This window comes from Pseudomonas sp. GW822-FHT02E03 (genome assembly GCF_058802325.1).
This window is the reverse complement of sequence record NZ_JBXAOA010000001.1, coordinates 290,694-309,157: the sequence shown is the minus strand read 5'-3', so window position 1 is coordinate 309,157 and position 18,464 is coordinate 290,694. Positions and strand designations below refer to the sequence as shown.

19 protein-coding genes are annotated in these 18,464 nt (G+C 61.1%); 5 read left to right on the top strand and 14 right to left on the bottom strand.

Features of this window, described 5'->3' with window-relative positions:
• Positions 1 to 93: 93 nt before the first annotated feature.
• The 7 genes from AC1RQB_RS01490 to AC1RQB_RS01460 form a co-directional block, all read right to left on the bottom strand.
• Positions 94 to 1,137 (bottom strand): ABC transporter substrate-binding protein, encoded by a 1,044-nt coding sequence (locus AC1RQB_RS01490; protein WP_063343071.1) that lies wholly within the window; start codon positions 1,135 to 1,137, stop codon positions 94 to 96.
• 17 nt (positions 1,138 to 1,154) lie between these two features.
• Positions 1,155 to 2,270, bottom strand: a complete 1,116-nt coding sequence (locus AC1RQB_RS01485; RefSeq protein WP_063343072.1) for an NAD(P)/FAD-dependent oxidoreductase — start codon at positions 2,268 to 2,270, stop codon at positions 1,155 to 1,157.
• Positions 2,267 to 3,622, bottom strand: a complete 1,356-nt coding sequence (locus tag AC1RQB_RS01480; RefSeq protein ID WP_063343073.1) for an FAD/NAD(P)-dependent oxidoreductase — start codon at positions 3,620 to 3,622, stop codon at positions 2,267 to 2,269. The genes AC1RQB_RS01485 and AC1RQB_RS01480 overlap by 4 nt, the downstream gene beginning before the upstream one ends.
• A 154-nt stretch (positions 3,623 to 3,776) precedes the next feature.
• Positions 3,777 to 4,067, bottom strand: a complete 291-nt coding sequence (locus AC1RQB_RS01475; RefSeq protein WP_007896924.1) for a (2Fe-2S)-binding protein — start codon at positions 4,065 to 4,067, stop codon at positions 3,777 to 3,779.
• An 8-nt stretch (positions 4,068 to 4,075) separates the two neighbouring features.
• Positions 4,076 to 4,870 (bottom strand): ABC transporter permease, encoded by a 795-nt coding sequence (locus AC1RQB_RS01470; RefSeq protein WP_007896923.1) that lies wholly within the window; start codon positions 4,868 to 4,870, stop codon positions 4,076 to 4,078.
• Positions 4,871 to 4,876: 6 nt separating this feature from the next.
• Positions 4,877 to 5,746 carry an ABC transporter permease gene (locus AC1RQB_RS01465; protein WP_063343074.1) on the bottom strand — a complete coding sequence of 290 codons (870 nt, stop codon included), beginning with the start codon at positions 5,744 to 5,746 and terminating at the stop codon, positions 4,877 to 4,879.
• A complete protein-coding gene (locus tag AC1RQB_RS01460; RefSeq protein ID WP_063343075.1) occupies positions 5,743 to 6,768 on the bottom strand; it encodes an ABC transporter ATP-binding protein in 1,026 nt (341 codons plus the stop codon). Before AC1RQB_RS01460 ends, AC1RQB_RS01465 begins: the two co-directional genes overlap by 4 nt.
• A 244-nt stretch (positions 6,769 to 7,012) precedes the next feature.
• On the opposite strand from AC1RQB_RS01460, the gene AC1RQB_RS01455 reads away from it, so the two are divergent.
• The gene (locus AC1RQB_RS01455) at positions 7,013 to 7,849 is read left to right on the top strand and encodes an IclR family transcriptional regulator (protein WP_007896916.1); all 837 of its coding nucleotides are present in this window, start codon (positions 7,013 to 7,015) and stop codon (positions 7,847 to 7,849) included.
• 38 nt (positions 7,850 to 7,887) lie between these two features.
• Here the strand turns inward: AC1RQB_RS01455 and AC1RQB_RS01450 are convergent, their stop codons facing one another.
• Together AC1RQB_RS01450 and AC1RQB_RS01445 are read right to left on the bottom strand one after the other, a co-directional pair.
• A complete protein-coding gene (locus tag AC1RQB_RS01450; protein WP_063343076.1) occupies positions 7,888 to 8,640 on the bottom strand; it encodes an anti-sigma factor family protein in 753 nt (250 codons plus the stop codon).
• A complete protein-coding gene (locus AC1RQB_RS01445; protein WP_008073118.1) occupies positions 8,637 to 9,143 on the bottom strand; it encodes an RNA polymerase sigma factor in 507 nt (168 codons plus the stop codon). Before AC1RQB_RS01445 ends, AC1RQB_RS01450 begins: the two co-directional genes overlap by 4 nt.
• Before the next feature lie 164 nt (positions 9,144 to 9,307).
• Between AC1RQB_RS01445 and AC1RQB_RS01440 the strand changes: the two genes are divergently transcribed.
• Together AC1RQB_RS01440 and AC1RQB_RS01435 are read left to right on the top strand one after the other, a co-directional pair.
• On the top strand, positions 9,308 to 10,402 hold the full coding sequence (locus AC1RQB_RS01440) for a catalase family peroxidase (protein ID WP_063343077.1): 1,095 nt from the start codon (positions 9,308 to 9,310) through the stop codon (positions 10,400 to 10,402).
• Entirely contained in the window at positions 10,399 to 10,944 is a 546-nt protein-coding gene (locus AC1RQB_RS01435) for a cytochrome b (protein ID WP_063343078.1), read from the top strand. Before AC1RQB_RS01440 ends, AC1RQB_RS01435 begins: the two co-directional genes overlap by 4 nt.
• On the opposite strand, the gene AC1RQB_RS01430 is transcribed toward AC1RQB_RS01435, so the two are convergent.
• Positions 10,881 to 12,173, bottom strand: coding sequence for an MFS transporter (locus AC1RQB_RS01430; RefSeq protein ID WP_241824479.1), 1,293 nt, complete (start codon positions 12,171 to 12,173; stop codon positions 10,881 to 10,883). The genes AC1RQB_RS01435 and AC1RQB_RS01430 overlap by 64 nt on opposite strands.
• A 96-nt stretch (positions 12,174 to 12,269) precedes the next feature.
• Here AC1RQB_RS01430 and AC1RQB_RS01425 point away from each other — a divergent pair, with 96 nt between their 5' ends.
• The gene (locus AC1RQB_RS01425) at positions 12,270 to 12,716 is read left to right on the top strand and encodes a winged helix-turn-helix transcriptional regulator (RefSeq protein WP_008073121.1); all 447 of its coding nucleotides are present in this window, start codon (positions 12,270 to 12,272) and stop codon (positions 12,714 to 12,716) included.
• Between the two features lie 60 nt (positions 12,717 to 12,776).
• Here the strand turns inward: AC1RQB_RS01425 and AC1RQB_RS01420 are convergent, their stop codons facing one another.
• Together AC1RQB_RS01420 and AC1RQB_RS01415 are read right to left on the bottom strand one after the other, a co-directional pair.
• Entirely contained in the window at positions 12,777 to 13,928 is a 1,152-nt protein-coding gene (locus AC1RQB_RS01420; protein ID WP_063343079.1) for a M14 family metallopeptidase, read from the bottom strand.
• Positions 13,929 to 14,411: 483 nt separating this feature from the next.
• The gene (locus tag AC1RQB_RS01415; RefSeq protein WP_007896908.1) at positions 14,412 to 14,753 is read right to left on the bottom strand and encodes a DUF6124 family protein; all 342 of its coding nucleotides are present in this window, start codon (positions 14,751 to 14,753) and stop codon (positions 14,412 to 14,414) included.
• Between the two features lie 129 nt (positions 14,754 to 14,882).
• On the opposite strand from AC1RQB_RS01415, the gene AC1RQB_RS01410 reads away from it, so the two are divergent.
• Positions 14,883 to 15,548 (top strand): LexA family protein, encoded by a 666-nt coding sequence (locus AC1RQB_RS01410; RefSeq protein ID WP_007896907.1) that lies wholly within the window; start codon positions 14,883 to 14,885, stop codon positions 15,546 to 15,548.
• Between the two features lie 39 nt (positions 15,549 to 15,587).
• Here the strand turns inward: AC1RQB_RS01410 and AC1RQB_RS01405 are convergent, their stop codons facing one another.
• On the bottom strand, positions 15,588 to 17,543 hold the full coding sequence (locus AC1RQB_RS01405) for an acetyl/propionyl/methylcrotonyl-CoA carboxylase subunit alpha (RefSeq protein ID WP_063343080.1): 1,956 nt from the start codon (positions 17,541 to 17,543) through the stop codon (positions 15,588 to 15,590).
• The gene (locus AC1RQB_RS01400) at positions 17,543 to 18,358 is read right to left on the bottom strand and encodes a gamma-carboxygeranoyl-CoA hydratase (protein ID WP_063343081.1); all 816 of its coding nucleotides are present in this window, start codon (positions 18,356 to 18,358) and stop codon (positions 17,543 to 17,545) included. The genes AC1RQB_RS01405 and AC1RQB_RS01400 overlap by 1 nt, the downstream gene beginning before the upstream one ends.
• Positions 18,359 to 18,464 lie beyond the last annotated feature (106 nt).

Here is an 18,464-nt window from a genome sequence, read left to right as displayed (position 1 = left end):
CCGTTGAACTGCGCAGCAGTTCCTTTTTTGGGGCCGCTTCGCAGCCCAACGGGAGCAAGCTCCCTCGCCACATGGATCTTTTGATCTTCGAGGTTAGCGCTCGATACTGCGATTCCACCGGGCATTCCACGCCGGGCGCTGTTCGTTGACCTGATCCCAGTCGATGGCGATCGCGGTCGTCAGATACTGCTTCATCGCCTCGACCTGACCGCGGGTCTTGTCGGTGGTAGGCGTATTCGGGTTGGACGGAATCTGATCGCCGTCTTCAAGCGCGGCGGCTTGCGCTTCGGGCGTCAGCAGGAAGGCCGCGAGTTTCTGCGCCAGTTCCGGTTGGGTGTTGTTGGCGATGGCGCATTCGGCGACGTTGAGCACCACGGAGCCTTCCTTCGGCTGTGCATATTCCACCGGCATGCCCTTGAGTTTCAGCGCGGTGACCTGGGTCGGCGTCAGCGGGAACAGCGCCGCTTCGTCGGTCTGGAGCATTTCGGAGATCTTCGCCGAACTCGGAATGTACTCCAGCACGTTACGCCCGACGGTGTTCGGCCACGCCTTGAACCCCGGTTCGACGTCGGTTTCGCTGCCGCCCTGAATCCGGTTGAACATCAGGAAACCATGCAGGCCGAAGGTCGAAGATGCCATCGACTGAAACACCAGTTTGTCCTTGAAGCGCGGGTCGGCCATGTCCATCCATGAGGTCGGTGCGTTCCAGCCTTTTTCCTTGAACAGCCGCGTGTTGTACGCCAGCCCGGTGACCCCAAGGCTGACCGCCACCGCTTGATCCTTGATGCGGCCCTTGGCCGGAATCTGCGCCAGGGTCGGGCTGTCTTCGAGTTTGTCGCACAAGCCCATGGCGATGGCGCGGTACATGATGCCGTCGTCGAGGAACATCACGTGCATCTGCGGGTTGCCTTTGCTGGCCTGGACCTTGGCCAGAATATCGGCGGAGGTTCCCGGCACGATCACCACTTTGACGTTATTGGCTTTCTCGAAAGCCGGCAGCACCTTGTCGGCGTAGAGCCGCTCCATGGTTCCGCCGTTCATGCCCAGGTAAAGCGTCGGTTCGGCCTGGGCCTGGCTGGTGAGCATGACGCCCAAGCAAGAGAAACCGAGCAGTGCACTGCGTTTGAAATGATTCATGGCGCGACCTTCCTCTATCAAGCAACGGAGATGGAGTGAAACCGGGTGATGGAAAATGCATCCAGCGACGTTTTTGACGCGCCGCTACAGATGATCTCGGTGAGCGCCTGGCCCACCGCAGGCCCGATCTGAAAGCCCGCGCCGGCAAAGCCGAACGCGTGCAACAGACCGGGTTGAGTGCTGCTGTGGCCGATCACCGGTTGGCGATCGGGCAGATAACCTTCGGTGCCGCTCCAGGTGCGAATCGCCTGGGCGCCTTCAAGAAACGGGTATAGCTCGACGGCCTGGCGCAGGATTTCGATGACTGCGTTCTGACCAGGCCGGGCGCGGGCGTCATCGAGGGCAAAGCCCTGGCCGCCGCCCAACACACAATTGCCGCGAGCGACCTGACGGGCATAGATGCCGCCACCCTCGACGCCGGTGCTGGCATTCATCACCAGCGGCAACGGTTCGGTGACCAGCATCGCCGGGTGCCCGGCGTGCATCGGCACTGCTTCGCCGAATTGTGCGGCGAGGCTGCCGGCCCAGGCGCCAGCGCAGTTCAGCAGCCAGGGGGCTTGCAGCTCGTGGCCGGTTTGAGTGCTGACGCGAAAGCGCTGACCGTCATGCTCCACCGCCGTTACTGCGCATTGTTCATGGATTTGCGCACCGTGCCGACGCGCCGCCTGCGCGAAGGCGGGGGACACCAGTCGCGGGTTGGCGTGGCCGTCGTCCGGGCACAACGAGGCACCGACCGCGACCTCTCCGACCCACGGAAAACGTGCGCGCAATTCGTTGCGCTCGAGTACCTGCAAATCGAGGCCGAAGCCCTGGCTGCTGGCGGCATAGTCCTGCAAGGCGTGCAGGTCGTTGAGGCTGCGGGCGAGCTTCAGGTGACCGCTGCGCTGGTACTCGCCGTTGATGCCGATCAACTGCGGCAGTTGCCCCCAGATCTCGTGAGCCCGTTGTGACAGCGGCAATTGCGACAGCGGCCGACCCTGACGGCGCACGCCGCCGTAGTTCACGCCGCTGGAATGCGAGCCGCAAAAGTCCCGCTCCAGCAGCGCAACGCGACGGCCGGCCTTGCTCAAGAACAGGGCGGCGGAGGAGCCGACAATGCCGCCGCCAATGATGACTGCATCGACCTCGATCATGGCTCGACCTCCAGACCGAATGGCAGGGGTTTTATCGGTGCCTGAGCCCGCAACCGGCCGATGTCGGACAGGTTGCGCTGGCTTTCGCAGGCAATGATTTCCGCGGCGGCGGTGCCACACATCCGTCCCTGGCAGCGACCCATGCCGACCCGGCAATGGGCCTTGACCCGATTGATCTCCCAATGGCCTTCGCGCACCACCTGGCGGATGTCGCCGGCGCGCACTTCTTCGCAGCGGCAGATCATCAGGTCATCCGCGGCGTTGGTGGCCCAGCTTTCGGGAAACAGGAAGGCGCGCTCCAGGCCTTGGCGGAATCTGCCGATAGTGTTCAGCGACTGTTCCAGCCGTGTGGCGCGTTGTGGCGGGATCAGGTAACCGATGTCTTCGAGCAGCGCCAGGGCTGCTCGTTCACCGGCCATTTCGGCCGCGTCGGCGCCCATGATGCCGGCGCCATCACCGGCCAGGTACACCTCGGCGATACTGCTGCGACCGGCGCTGTCACGCTGCGGCAGCCAGGCGCGGTTGAGCGGGTTCCAGGTGAATTCGCAGCCCAGCAGGTCGGCGAGTTGGGTTTCACTGCGCAGGCCGTGGGCGAAGGCTACGGCGTCGCATTCGATTCGATGTTCGCTTGCTGCGTTATGCCAGATCAGCGATTGCACGCGGTGTTCGCCATCGATGCGTTTCAAGGTGGCGCTCTGGTGCACCGGGATGCCGTGGGCGGTCAGCCAGGTGCGGTAAAAAATGCCTTTGGCCAGCGTGGCCGGTTGTGACAGCAGACCGGGCAGGGCGCGGGCCTGCGCGCTGAAGGGCGAGCTGTCGAGCACGGCGATCACGTTGGCGCCGGCCTTGGCATATTGGTACGCCACCAGGTACAGCAACGGCCCGCTGCCGGCGAACACCACCCGTTCACCGATGGCACAGCCTTGAAACTTCAAGGCAATTTGCGCCGCACCGAGGCTGTATGTCCCCGGCAACGTCCAGCCTGGCACCGGCAGAATCCGGTCGGTGGCGCCCGTGGCGACTATCGCCCGGGAGAACTCCAGCCGTGCGGCGCGGCCCTCATGCAAGGTGTCGAGCGCCCCAGCTTCGGCGTTCCACACCAGTGTGTCGGGACGGTAATCGAGTTGCTTGCGCAGTTCGTCAATTGTCTGATGCAGTGCCTTGGCCTTGCGTGCTTCGAAGCCATACAACTTGACCGCCGAACGCTTGAAATTCGCCGGCTGACGCCGATAAATCTGCCCGCCACCGCGTGCGGCTTCGTCCAGCAGGACGGGGCGCACGCCATGGGCGACGAGGGTTTGCGCCGCCCGGATTCCAGCGGGGCCTGCGCCGATGATGACCACAGACTTCATACCCACCTCATATGTGATCGACACTGCAATCTTGTGGGAGCGGGCTTGCTCGCGAAGGGGGCGGCACATTCAATAGGTGTGGTGGCTGACACGACGCTTTCGCGAGCAAGCCCGCTCCCACAGGGGATTGGGTTTCTGCAGGGGAAGTTGGTGTTCATAGAGAGCGCCCCGGTTCGCGGTTGATGTGCTGTCCGGCTTCAAGCAGCGTCGAGCAAGCCCGCACCCGGCGACCATCGCCCAGGCGTACCCAGCAGTCCTGGCAGGCGCCCATCAAGCAGAAACCGGCACGGGGTTCGGCGCTGAAATCGCTGCCGCGCAGGTGTTCGCTGCAGGTCAGCACGGCGGTCAGCAGGGTGTCGCCGAGCAATCCACGGGCAGGCTTGCCGTCGAGGGTAAAGTCCAGGGCCGGGCGGTCGCCTTCGGCCAGTCGTTTCAGCAGAGCCATCGGCGCCCTCATTGTTTACCCACCAGAACCCGATCCAGGCCATAGACCCGATCGAGCAGAATCATCGTCAATGCCGTCAGCGCAATCACCAGGGCCGACACCGCCGCCATCATCGGATCGATGGATTCGGTGGCGTACACGTACATGCGCACCGGCAGGGTTTGCGTGGCCGGCGAGGTGACGAAGATCGACAACGTGACCTCATCGAAACTGTTGATGAACGCCAGCAGCCAGCCACCGGCGACCCCCGGCAAAATCATCGGCAAGGTGATTTGCCGGAACAACGTGAAGCGTCCGGCGCCCAGCGATTGCGCGGCATGTTCGGCGCTGCGGTCCAGACCGATGGCCGAGGCCAACACCAGGCGCAGCACGTACGGCGTGATCACCAGCACATGGGCGAAGATCAGCCAGGCGAAGCTGCCGTTGACACCCATCAGCGCAAACAAGCGCAGCAACGCGACGCCCAGTACCAGGTGCGGAATGATGATCGGCGACAGGAACAGCCCGTTGAAAAAGTCCCGTCCTGGAAACTCGAAGCGAGTGATCGCCAGGGCTGCCGGCACTGCAATCAGCGTCGCCAGCGTGGCGGCGCAGAACGCCAGGATCAGGCTGTTGTAGAACGCATCGACAAAGTCTGCGCGCTCGAACACTGCACGGAACCAGCGCAGGGAAAACTCCGTGGTCGGCAGGCTCAGGGTGTTTTCCGGGGTGAAGGCGACGAGGCATACCACCACCAACGGCGCGAGCATGAACAGCACCACCAGGGTATGGAACAGCAGGGCGAAAGGACCGTTTCTGGACATGACGAATTATCCCAATGACTTCTGGTAGCGGCCTTCGATCATTCGGTTCCACGACAGCATGATCAGCAGGTTGAGCAACAGCAGCGCGACGGCAATCGCAGCACCCATGGGCCAGTTGAGCTCCGACAGGTACTGGTCGTAGATCAGCGTGGCGACCATCTTTATCCGGCGTCCGCCGAGCAGTCCGGGAATGGCAAATGAACTGGCCGCGAGGCCGAACACGATCAAGGTGCCGGAGAGCACGCCGGGCATGATTTGCGGCAGCACCACTTTGCGCATCACCGTGAGGTGGCTGGCGCCCAGCGACAGCGCGGCTTGTTCGGCGGCCGGGTCGAGTTTTTGCAGTGAGGTCCAGACCGGAATGATCATGAACGGCAGCATCACGTGAACCAGCGCGATCACCACGGCGAACGGCGTATAAAGCAGCTTCATCGGCGAGCCACCGAAGGCTTGCAGGGTCTGGTTGACCAGGCCGTCGGCGCCGAGCAACAGGCTCCAGCCGAAGGCGCGCACTACGACCGAAATCAGCAACGGCGTGAGGATCAGAATCAGGAAGATCGAGCGCCACGGGGTGCCCATGCGGCTGAGGATGTAGGCCTCGGGCACACCGATCACCACGCAGAGCAGGGTGGTCAGGGCGCTGATCCAGAACGTCCTCAGAAAGATCTCGTAGAAGTACGGATCGCCCAGCAGGCTGCTGTAGTGATCGAGGGTGTAGGCGTCGCTGTTAATTCCTGAGCTGTAGTCGAAGACGTTGAACGACAGCACCAGCGTCAACAGCAACGGGATAACCAGCAGGCCGAAGTACAACGCCAGGGCCGGTGCGGATAACCAATAACCCTGATGTCTCTGGCGGATAACGGCAAGCGTACTCATGCCGACACCTCGTCGACACTCAGCACCCGCAGCAGCGCCGTGTCCCAGTCGAGGCCGACCGCCGTGCCTTCGATCAAGGGGGCCGAACCGTCGTTGCGGCGCACCACGCTGAGTTCGCCCAACGATGTCGATACGCCGTACAGCCATTGGCTACCGAGGAAGAAGCGGCTGACGATCTTGCCTTGCAGACGGCCCAGGCCAACATCACGCAGATCGATTTTTTCCGGGCGCAGGCTCAGGGTCAGCTCGCCGTTGTCACGATTGCAGACCTGCACGACGCCAGCACTGTCCCGTTCGCCGGGCAGCAGATTGGCTTTGCCGACGAAGCCGGAAATGAACTCGGTGCGCGGGTGTTCGTAGAGGGTGTAGGGCGCGTCGATCTGGGTGATGCGTCCGGCCTGCATGACCACCACCCGGTCGCTGATCGACAGCGCTTCGGACTGATCATGGGTGACCATCAGCGTGGTGATGCCGACCTCACGCTGGATGCGGCGGATTTCGAACTGCATTTCTTCGCGCAGATTGGCGTCGAGGTTGGACAGCGGTTCGTCGAGCAGCAGCACCGGCGGTTCGATCACCAAGGCGCGGGCCAGCGCAACACGCTGGCGCTGACCGCCGGAGAGTTCTCGTGGGTAACGCTCGGCGTGTTGGTTCAGACGCACCAGTTTCAGCACCCGATCGACCCGTTGCTGTAGTTCGTCGTTGGGCACTTTACGCATGCGCAGGCCGAAGGCGACGTTGTCTCGCACGGTCATGTGCGGGAACAACGCGTAACTCTGGAACACCACGCCCAGACCACGACTGGCGGGTTTGGCGTGGGTGATGTCGCGACCGTCCAGCACAATGCGCCCGCTGCTGACTTCGACGAAGCCGGCGATCATTTGCAGGGTGGTGGTTTTGCCGCAGCCGGAGGGGCCGAGCAAGGAGACGAACTCACCTTTTTCCACCGACAGATTGGTGGCGACGACCGCGTCGATTTCGCCGTAACGTTTGCCGAGGTTTTCAAGTTGCACGAAGGCCATGACTGCGCTCCACCTGAGATTGTTATGCGTCGCCAAAGGCGCGCTTTTTTGTATGGGCAGATACGAAAAGGATGTTGCCGGGGTGCGTTGGCGCTCGACTTCTGTCGGCTGCCGCTGTTGTTCGAATCGCCCCTGATGGACGCAGAGTAGGACGAAGAATAGGATGGGCTCAATGGCCTATTTCACTGAAGTGATGACTATTTTCAGTTTCATTCAGTGAGTAAATTTATCGTCGAGAAATCACATGCCTGATTCCATTGAGCGGAATGAAAACAAAAATGAAGTCGGTGTTGGTGCAGTCTCAAGACTGTTTGCAGTGCTGCGCAGTCTGGGGGACACCGTCGAAGGTGGAGAGCGCGTGACCCAGCTGGCGCAGCGCATCGGTTTGTCGCAACCCACGACGCACCGCTTGCTGCGCAGCCTGATGGACGAGGGCATGGTCGAGCAGGACGCGCGCAGCAAACGCTATCGCCTGAGCCTGGAGTTTTTTGCCTTGGCGGCCCGCGCCGGCAACACCGGCAATTTGCGCGAGCTGGCGCGGCCGGCATTGCTGCGGCTGTCGGCGTCGTTGGGGGACTCGTTGTTTTTGCTGGCGCGCAGCGGTTTTGATGCGATCTGTCTGGATCGTAGTGAAGGGCCGTTTCCGATCCGCACGTTTACCGGTGACATCGGCGGGCGGGTGGCGCTCGGCGTAGGGCAGGGCAGTCTGGCGATTCTGGCGTTTCTGCCGGAAGAGGAGCGCGACACGGTGATTCATTACAACTTGCCGCGGCTCAAGGACTTCCACCTGTACGACGAAGTGTTCCTGCGTTCGGAAGTCGAGAATGTGCGCACCCTCGGTTACGCCGGGCGCAACACCGGCGTATTGCAAGGCATGGCCGGGGTGGCCGTGCCGATCCTCGACCGCGAAGGCCGGGCGGTGGCGGCGCTGAGTGTGGCCACGGTCAGCGATCGCCTGGGGCCGGATCGCTTGCCGACGGTGGTGGAGATGCTCAAGCGTGAAGCCGCGCTGATCGGGCCGCGGATCAATCCGTTCGATCCGCTGTTGCGAAGGCCTTCGCAGGTGTTTGGGCAGGGTTGAATGCGATCTCCAAATAACCGCTGACCCTGTGGGAGTGTTCAGAACTTCAGCGTCTGTTTGAGCATCTGCGCCGCCGGCGTGTCACTCGGGCTGACCATCGCATAGTTGTACCCGGCCCCCGACCAGTACTCGGCCTGCAACTCACCATCGCTGCGGCTCCCCCGAGGGAGGAGGAAGTTTTTAGGTCCTGGCGGGCGGACGTAGAAGCTGACTTTGTGGCCGCCCTGATCTTCATACACCACCATCGCCGCCGGCCCCTGTTCAGTGCTGAGTAGCCGTCCGCTGATGGGTTGGTATCCGGCTGCGGTCAGGTTGGGCAGGCGTTGGGCCTGGCTGAAATACCGATCGAGCCAGCCCTGCATATCGCCGTCATCGCTGACCTTGTAATCCGCCGGCAGGATGCCTTGCTGGGCAATCAGCCGGTAGGCTTGCATGGCGTCGGTCATCGGTAGCGGGGCGCTGACCAGGGTCATTTGTCGCGCCTGCCAACCGCCTAATCCCCCGACGCTGATTGCGATCAGCAGCATCGCGGCGCTGGCCAGATGGCGGCGTGACTGGCGTGTGACTCGCTGGCGAATCATTGCCGGGTCGAGTTGCGGGTTGGCCGGTTGCTGCAAGGCGCCGCTCAGGGCCGCGCGCAACTGTTGGGCATCGTGCTGCCAGGAGCGCACTTGCGCGGCGACTTCGGCGTTGCCGGCCAGATAAGTCTCCACCAGATGCCGCTCGGCATCGCTGAGTTGGTGATCGACGTAGGCGTGCAGGTCGCGCTCACTGGGAGGCATGCTGATCATTTGAGTCTCCGCAGAGAAGGACGGGTGATTTCGCCGTCGCTGAGCTGGCGCAAGGCCTGGCGCGCGCGGGACAGGCGCGACATCACGGTGCCGGTGGGGACGTCGAGAATCTCGGCGACCTCCTTATAACTCAAGCCTTCCACCGATACCCAGAGCAGCAGCGCACGCTGTTCGGTGCTGAGCTGATCGAAGGCTTGCAGGGTCGATTGGGCGATCACGGTGCGCTCTGCCGAAGGCTGCGCATCGTCACGGCCGGTAAAAAACTCGAGCATCCGCGCATAACGCCGGGAGCGGCGATGAGCGTCGAGAAACTGCCGATAAAGAATCGAAAACAGCCAGGCACGCAAATCGCCTTCGGGGCGTTTTGCGCCCCAACTCGACAGCGCGCGCTCAAGGCAGGCCTGCACCAGATCGTCGGCGCTGCTGGGGTTGCGCGTCAGCGAAGCGGCGAAACGTCGTAGCCTGGGAATGACTTCCCTGAGTTGCTCGTCGATATCGTTCATGAAGTTCTGACTAGTCACTACGCTGTGGTGAGTGTTCAGGAAGACGTCCGGCATTCGAGGTTATTCCACGCCTGGAAAAATAAACACCGGGCGATGGAATAAACCCTGGCGCGGTTCGTCTGCCTGATTCTTCTCACTTGTGGCCGATGGCCCTGGAGTCATTCATGGTAGATCGCTCATCACCGCCAACGGGGCCAGGCCGGCCCCCGTTGAGTGCCGCGAGCCTGACGTTGCGCCTGACCGGCATTGCCGTGGTGGTCGCGGCGCTGGCCGGGGCTTTTGCCTACGTCAACGGCACACTCGACCCACAGCGCCTGACGCCGAAAGCCTTGGTCAATGTGCTGGAGAAAAACAACGGCGTACACCCGGGGTTCCGTCGTAACCACGCCAAAGGCGTATGCGTGATCGGGCATTTCGAGAGCAGCAGCCAGGCGCGCGAGTATTCCACTGCCCAAGTGTTCAGCGAAGCGCGGACCCCGGTGGTCGGGCGTTTCGCGCTGCCTGCCGGTAACCCTTACGCGCCGGACAACAGCGTGCCGATCCGTAGTCTGGCGTTGCGTTTTACTCAGGCTAACGGTCAACAGTGGCGCACCGGGATGAACAGCATGCCCGTGTTCCCGGTGGGCACGCCCGAGGCGTTCTATCAGTTGCAACAAGCACAGTCACCGGATCCGGCTACCGGCAAACCAAACCCGGCGGCGGTGTCAGCATTCTTTGGTTCTCACCCGGAAGCCGCGCCGTTTCTGGCCTGGATCAAAACCGCCAAACCTTCGGCCAGTTACGCGACGCAAACCTATAACAGCGTCAACGCGTTTTACCTGGTGAACGCGGCCGGGCAACGGCAAGCGGTGCGTTGGAGCATGATGCCAGTGGCTCAGGATGCGGCAGGTGCAACGGTCCCCGAGGGCGGTGATTTCCTTGAGAAAGACTTGATGCAGCGTTTGGCCGCCGGACCGCTGCGTTGGCAGTTGAACATTACTCTGGCGAACCCCGAAGATCCGGTCAACGACGCGAGCAAGGCCTGGCCCGACGGCCGAAAAGTGCTGAACGCCGGTACCTTGGTGCTCGAAAGTACTCAGCCGCAACTCAGTGGTGAGTGCCGTGACATCAACTACGACCCACTGGTATTGCCCAGCGGTATCGAAGGCTCCGACGACCCGCTACTCGCTGCTCGTTCAGCGGGTTACGCCCGTTCCTACCTGCGCCGCACCAGCGAAGTGACGCAATTGCCCAACGCCAAACAGGAGTCTCGACAATGAGCACTCAACCGAATCATTTCGCGCCATTGGCGCGGCTGCTGCACTGGCTGATGGCGCTGATGATCATCTCGATGCTGTTTATCGGCGCGGGCATGGCGGCCTCGGTGTCCGAGCGCCATCAGTGGCTGATCCATCTGCACAAACCTTTGGGCGTTGCGATTCTGTTGCTGGTGGTCGTGCGTCTGGTCGTGCGCTTTTCGACCCGCCAACCACCGCTGCCAGCGGACCTGCCGGGCTGGCAAGCGTTCGCGGCCAAGGCTTCGCATACTTTGTTGTACGCCTTGATGTTGATTTTGCCATTGCTGGGTTGGGCGATGATTTCGGCGGCTGGCGATCCGGTGATGCTTAGTAGTTCACTGCAATTGCCGTCGATCCTGCCGGCGAATGCGCAGGTGTTTGCGTTCCTGCGCAAGGCGCATGGGTATCTGGCGTATCTGCTGTTCCTGACCGTATTGCTGCATTTGGCTGCGGCGTTGTTTCACGGTTGGGTGCGCCGCGACGATGTGCTGAACAGCATGCTGCGGGGTAAGGATCGCAGCTGATCCGGGCTGCTGAAAAGTGTGGCGAGGGTGCAAGCCCCCTCGCCACAGGATTTGCTCCGGGTTGGGGCCAATGTCAGCCACCAATAAATCAGCGCCACCGCATTGATGCCCGCACCCAGCCAGCACACCCCGATCCATCCCGCCCAGGCGTACATCGCCGTCGAACCGATGGAACCCAAGGCGCTGCCGATCGAATAGAACAGCATGTAGCCGGCGGTGAGTCGGCTTTGCGCTTCGGGGCGCACGCTGTAGATCATGCTCTGGCTGGTGACATGAACGGCCTGCAAACCCAGATCCAGCGTAATCACCCCAAGCAGCAGCGCCCATAACGAGGATTGGGTGAGTGCGATGGGTAACCACGAGGCGAGCATCAGCAGCAACGACAGCCCACTGGTCCATTGACCCAGACCGCGATCGGCCAGATGCCCGGCGCGAGCGGCGGCCAGCGCACCGGCGGCTCCGGCCAGGCCAAACAGTCCGATTTCGGTGTGGGAAAGTGAAAGCGGCGGGGCACTCAGCGGCAGCACCAAGGGTGTCCACAACACCATGGCGCTGGCGAAGGTCAGCAGGGCGAGCATGGCTCGTTGACGCAATACCGGTTCTTCCTTGAACAACGTGAATACCGAGCCGATCAACGCACCGTAAGCGCTATCCGGTCGCGGGTCTTCGTGCCTGGGCAGCACACGAAACAACAGCAGCGCCATCACCAGGGTCAACCCGGCGGACAGCAGATAAATCGAACGCCAACCGGCCAGATCGGCCATGCCGCCCGCCACCGTTCGTGCCAACAGGATGCCGACGACAATGCCGCTGGTAATCACGCCCACCACGCGTCCACGTTGTGCCGGGATGGCCAGGGTCGCTGCGTAGGCCACCAGGACTTGTGTCACGACCGCCAGTAATCCGGTCAGCGCCATGCCGAGCAATAGCCAGATGCTGTTCGAGGCAAACCCGATCATCAACAAGGCCAGCGCCGACAACAGCGTTTGCACGACGATCAGCCGGCGGCGGTTGAGCAGATCCCCTAGCGGAACCAGCAACAACAGACCCACGCCATAACCGATCTGGGTAAGGGTGACGACGATTCCGATAGTTGCCGGTTCCATGGCGAAAGCGTCGGCCATGGCATCGAGCAGCGGTTGTGCGTAATACACATTGCCGACGGCCAGGCCGCAGGCGACAGCAAACAGCAGCACGACTGCGCGGCTCAAGGTGTGGTCAGGTTTCATCACAGGCTTCCTTGTGTGGTTTCAAAATAAAACCAGTTGTACGGTAGGGAGTCTGGTTTTATATTGCAACCACATTGGTTGCCAGCGGACGTGGTCATGGTTAAACGTACAAGCATGGAAGGCGCCGAATGCCCGGTCGCCCGTTCACTGGACGCGATTGGTGATTGGTGGTCGTTATTGATCGTGCGCGATGCGTTTGATGGCCTGCGGCGATTCGGTGAGTTCCAGCGCAATCTGGGCATGGCCAAAAACATTCTCTCGGCACGCCTGCGCACGTTGGTGGCTCACGGGATTTTCGATCTGGTGCCAGCGTCAGACGGCAGCGCGTATCAGGAATACGTGCTGACGGAGAAGGGCAAGGGCCTGTTCCCGTTGATCATAGGATTGCGGCAGTGGGGCGAGGCGTTTTTCTTTGAGGCGGGGGAGGCGCATTCGCGGGTTGTCGATCGTGAGAACGGTCGACCGGTGCGGGCGCTGGAGTTGCGTGCCGAGGATGGGCGTTTGTTGGGACCGCAGGATTGTGTGCGGATCGCTGCCCAGTGAAAACGTCAAAAGATCGCAGCCTTCGGCGCAAGCCAGCGATCTTTTGACGTTAAAGGACAATCAGCGCAGGGTATCGACCACGTCGGCGATGGTCGTCAGCACGTCCTTGCCCAATTGCTTGGAGCGTTTGCCGCACCAGCCGGTCAGCGGGTTCGGTGCGTCGTTGTGGTCTTTGAAGGGCATTTCCAGGGTCAGCGACAGGCAGTCGAACTTCTGACCGACGCTGTTGCAGGCCAGGGTCATGTTGGCTTTGCCAGGCTCGTCGCGGGTATAGCCGTGTTTGGTCTGGAAGTCTTTGGTCTGATGTTTCAGATGACTGCGGAAATGCTCTTCGAGTTTTTCGATCCGCGGCGTATAGCCCGGGTTGCCTTCGCAACCGGCGGTGAACACGTGGGGGATTTCTTCATCGCCATGGATGTCGAGGAACAGGTCGACGCCATACTTTTCCATCTGTTGCTGAACGAACAGCACTTCCGGGCTGACTTCCTGGCTGGCGCTCTGCCAGGCGCGGTTCAGGTCCTGGCCCATGGCGTTGGTGCGCAAATGACCGTGGAAGGCGCCGTCCGGGTTCATGTTCGGCACCAGGTACAGGTCGGCACTGGCCAGGAGTTTTTTCAGCACCGGGTCGTCGTGTTTTTCCAGGCGCTCGATCACGCCTTCCATGAACCATTCGGCCATGTGTTCGCCGGGGTGTTGCTGAGCGATGATCCAGACCTTGCGCTGGCCTTCGGCGCCAGTACCTTTGCGTAACAACTGGATGTCGCGGCCTTCAACGCTCTTGCCGGTAGCCAGCAGTTCGGTGCCGGCCTTGGTGAGTGCCTGTTCGATCAGCCAGTCATGGCGGCCCCGGCTGTAAGGTTCGAAGTAGGCGAACCAGGCATGGGTCGCAGTGGCTTCGAGACTGAAACGCAGGCAGTCGCCTTCGAAGATGGTCGGTACCCGGAACCAGTTGACGTGGTCATAGGACGCCACCGCCTGATAGCCATCCCAAGCTTTGTTGTACGAGGATTTACTGGCGTTGTTCAGACGAAACCAATGCTCTTGACCGACGTGCAGACCGCTGGCCTTGAAGTGGAACCACTGGAAATGCTGGCTGCGAGTGTCTGGCTTGATCGCCAGCAGTGCTTGCAAAGGATTGCTGATGTCCAGCACTTCGATGTTGCCACTGTCGAAGTTCGCGTTGATGTCGAAAGAAGATCTAGCCACGGCCATAATCAATTCCTGAATACGTTTTTTTATGGCTGCTACTTTACACGCAAGAGAGGGAGAAACCGGGGGAAATTGCGAGGGTGAAAAGGGGGGGCGTCCTCCTTGACGCCGATGCAGCTTAGAGACTGTGCAAGTGATTCTCAAGTGCTATTTTGCGTTAGTTTGGCCCAATGCTACCGGGCCTCTCTTGCCAACAGATATTCTTTTGATATCATCCGCGCCAATCGGATTTTGCAGCACCCACAGACTTCATTAGCCTGAAGCCAAAGCCAGAATAACTGGCAAAAAAAGACCCGGCAAAAAGCCGGGTCAAAAACCGTGATTAGCCTGATGAGGAGATAGTCCAGGAGACCGACCTAAGGTCCCTGGTCCATCGACTGATCTCGCGACCAGCTGCTTGCAATAATAATCATTATCATTTGCAAGTCAAATGTTTTTATCTGCATGATTGGAAAATTCTTTCCTTTCTACTCCTGCGTATTCGCCTCAGCCCTGCTGTGCCCCTTCCAGGGATCGATCGACCATCGCCTTGGCCATGTCGATCATGTGCACCGTCGAAAACGCCAGATCCCGGCTTGCGCCCTGCAGCTGGTTGGCTGATTCATGCGCGGTGGCGGCGGCACATCGCAATAGATCCGAAGCATGGACCAGTGCCTCTTCGCTGCTGATGTTACGGTTCACATCGAAGAAACGTTCTTCGCCGGCCTCTTCTGACACAGCTGGTTTCAAGTAATAGTCCAGTGCCCGCTGCGCGGCAGCCGAGCCTTTTGGCGAGTTGAGTGTGGTGTCGAATTGCATGTCGGGCAGGGTAATGCTGGGGATGGTCATGACGATGGCAAGCTCCGTGATAGATTCAAATCCGTGAGCCCAGCTTAGTACGTACTGTATTTGTGTCTTGAATTTAAATACTACAATTTGTGTTTTGTTGGTCGGAGTACCCCACGTATCGTGCCGCACATGGATAAATGGATTGAATTGGTCAAGGCCAAAATGAGTGAACTCAAAGTCACTCAAGAGATACTCGCCGAGCGCATCGGAATGTCCCAGGGCGGCGTCGGCCATTGGCTGAATAAACGTCGTCAGCCCCGCATCCAAGAGATGAACCGTGTCTTGCAGGCGCTGGGGATGGACTATCTGGAAGTCGCGATGGTGATCAGGGAACCGCAGATCTCACAGGATGAGGAGATCTCTCTGACGCAAAAGTACAACCCGTACTTTCGCTACCCGGTCAGTGACTGGCGGGAAACCGGAGAGGTGCGCGATGGAGAACTATCGGCTTACGGCGCCTCATCGACTGTCAGCAAGCCGCGCTTCGAGTTGTCCGATTACCATGCCCAGGGCGCAGCGTTCTGGCTGGTGGTGGTTGGCGATGCGATGACCGCACCCACGGGGGTGAGCATTGCCGCGGACATGTTGATTCTGGTGGACCCGGCCATCGTGCCCGAGCCTGGCAAACTGGTGATCGCCCAATGGCCCGGCAGCGCCGAGGCGGTTTTTCGCAAACTGATCGAAGAGGGCGGGCAGCGTTACCTGGTCCCGCTCAATCCGACCTATCCGAAAGCCCTTTTCACCGAGGAATGCCGAATTATCGGCGTAGTGGTTCAGGCGACTGCCAAATTCTAATCAGATCGGTCCTCGCAACGCGTAGGACCGATCTTCATTTCACGCGTGTTCCAACTCCACCAACGCACTGCCTTCGCTGACCATCTCGCCTTCCTGGCAATACAACGCCTTGATAATCCCAGCGTGGGGCGCGCGAATGCTGTGCTCCATTTTCATCGCTTCCAGCACCACCAATTGCGCCCCGGCTTCGACCGTTTGCCCGGCCTCCACCAGCACTCGCACGATGCTGCCGTTCATAGGCGCGGTGAGCCCGCCCTGATGGCTGTGACTGGCTTCGACGGCACTGATCGGGTCATACGACTCGATGCGGCGCAGCTCACCATCCCATTGCAGATACAGCGTATCGCCCCGGCGGATTGCCCGATGCTGGCGGCGCAAGCCGTTGTGTTCGGTCAGCAGGTATTCACCCTTGAGCTGCGCGGTATGAGCGTCGGCATCGCCCAGGGTCAGCGCCCGGTCTTGCTCTTCGCAACTCAAATGCAGGGTGATTTCTGTTGGCAGTCCGGCACGGAATCCGTTGCCAATACCCCAAGGCGAACTCAGGTCATCAGCGCGGGTCGTGCTCGACTGACTCTGGGCAAATGCCTGCGCGGCCGCTTGCCAGAATTCATCGCTGAGGTCTGAAGGTGCTGGCAGCAGTTGTTCCTGATAACGCGGAATAAAACCGGTATCCAGCTCCGCCGCCGCAAATGCCGGGTGGCCGATGATTCGGCGCAGGAAGTTGATGTTGGTTTTCAGCCCGCCGATGGCAAACTCATCAAGCATGCTCAGCAAACGCAGCCGTGCCTGTTCACGGTCTTCGCCCCAGGCAATCAGCTTGCCGAGCATCGGGTCGTAGAAGGGCGAAATCTCGTCGCCTTCTTCGACACCACTGTCGACGCGACGCCCCGGTCCTGCGGCGGATTCACGATACAACGCCAGACGCCCGGTCGCCGGTAGAAAATCGTTGCCCGGGTCTTCGGCATACAGCCGCACTTCGATCGCATGGCCGATCAGCGGCACCTGGTCTTGAGTCATCGGCAGCGCTTCACCGCGGGCCACGCGAATCTGCCAGGCCACCAGATCGAGGCCGGTGATCGCTTCGGTAACCGGGTGTTCAACTTGCAGGCGCGTGTTCATCTCCATGAAGAAGAACTCACCGCGCGCATCCAGCAAAAACTCCACGGTGCCGGCGCCGACGTAACCGATGGCCTGTGCCGAGCGCACAGCGGCTTCGCCCATGGCTCGACGCAGTTCCGGGCTCAGACCCGGAGCCGGGGCTTCTTCGACGACTTTCTGATGCCGACGCTGGATCGAGCAATCACGTTCGTTGAGGTATAGGCAGTTGCCATGCTGGTCGGCGAATACCTGGATTTCCACGTGGCGTGGCTTGAGCAGGTACTTCTCCACCAACATCCGCGAGTCGCCGAACGAGGACAGCGCTTCACGTTGCGCCGAGGCCAGGGCTTCGGCCAGTTGGCTGACGTCCTCGACCACTTTCATGCCTTTGCCACCGCCGCCCGCCGTGGCCTTGAGCAGCACCGGATAACCGATGCGTTCGCAGGCGTCGCGGAAGGTTTCGAGGTCTTGGGCTTCGCCGTGATAGCCGGGCACCAGTGGCACGCCTGCGGTTTCCATCAAGGCTTTGGCCGCGGACTTGCTGCCCATGGCGTCGATGGCCGAGGCGGGCGGGCCGAGAAAGATCAGGCCGGCCGCTTCGATTGCGCGGGCGAACCCGGCGTTTTCCGAGAGAAAACCATAGCCGGGATGAATCGCCTGAGCGCCGCTGGCTTTCGCGGCGGCGATCAGTTTGTCGATTTGCAGGTAACTGTCGGCGGCTTTGCTGCCGCCCAGATCAACGCGGATATCGGCTTCGCGGCTGTGCCGGGCATCCCGGTCGGTGGCGCTGTGCACGGCCACGGTGGTCAGGCCCAGGGCTTTGGCGGTGCGCATCACCCGGCAAGCGATTTCGCCGCGGTTGGCCACCAGCAAGGTGGTGAGAACAGGTGCGCTCATCAACGCGGCTCCTTGAGGGTGGTTTCGGCTTGCCAGGCTGGCGAGCGTTTTTGCAGGAAGGCGCGCAGGCCTTCCTGGCCTTCGGGACTGACGCGGATTCGGGCGATGGCGTTCTCGGTGTAGCGCCGCAGCGCCGGGGTCAGCGCACCGTGGCCGACTTCACGCAGCAAGTCCTTGCTGGCACGCATGGCTGCCGGACTGTTGAGCAGCAGGTTGTCGATCCACTGATCGACTTTCTGTTCCAGTTCAGCCATCGGGTAACTCTCCGACAACAAGCCGATTTCCCGAGCCCGTTGCCCGCCGAAACGTTCGGCGGTCAAGGCATAGCGCCGTGCCGCGCGCTCGCCGATGGCTTGCACCACGAACGGGCTGATGACCGCCGGTGCCAGGCCGATGCGCACTTCCGACAGGCAGAACTGCGCGTCATCGGCGCCGATGGCCATGTCGCAGCAACTGATCAGGCCCAGCGCGCCGCCATAGGCCGCGCCTTGTACCACCGCCACGGTCGGGATTTTCAGCTTGGCGAGGTTGTACATCAACTCCGCCAGTTCCCGGGCGTCGTCGAGGTTGGTGTGGTAATCGAGTTCGGCCGATTGCTGCATCCAGGCCAGATCGGCACCGGCGCTGAAATGCTTGCCGCGCCCACGGATCAGCAGAAAACGCAGGCTGGCATCGCTCGACACTTTGTCCAGCGCGAGGATCAGTTCGCGGATCATTTCGGCGTTGAAGGCGTTGTTTTTTTCTTCACGGCTGAGCCACAAGGTCGCAAAACCCCTTGGATCGCTCAGCAGTTCGAGGGTGTTGAAGTCGCTCATGTTTGTCCGTCTCCACAACTCATGTGGGAGCGGGCTTGCTCGCGAAGAACGATAACGCGGTGCATCAGGTAAACCGCGGTGAATCCTTCGCGAGCAAGCCCGCTCC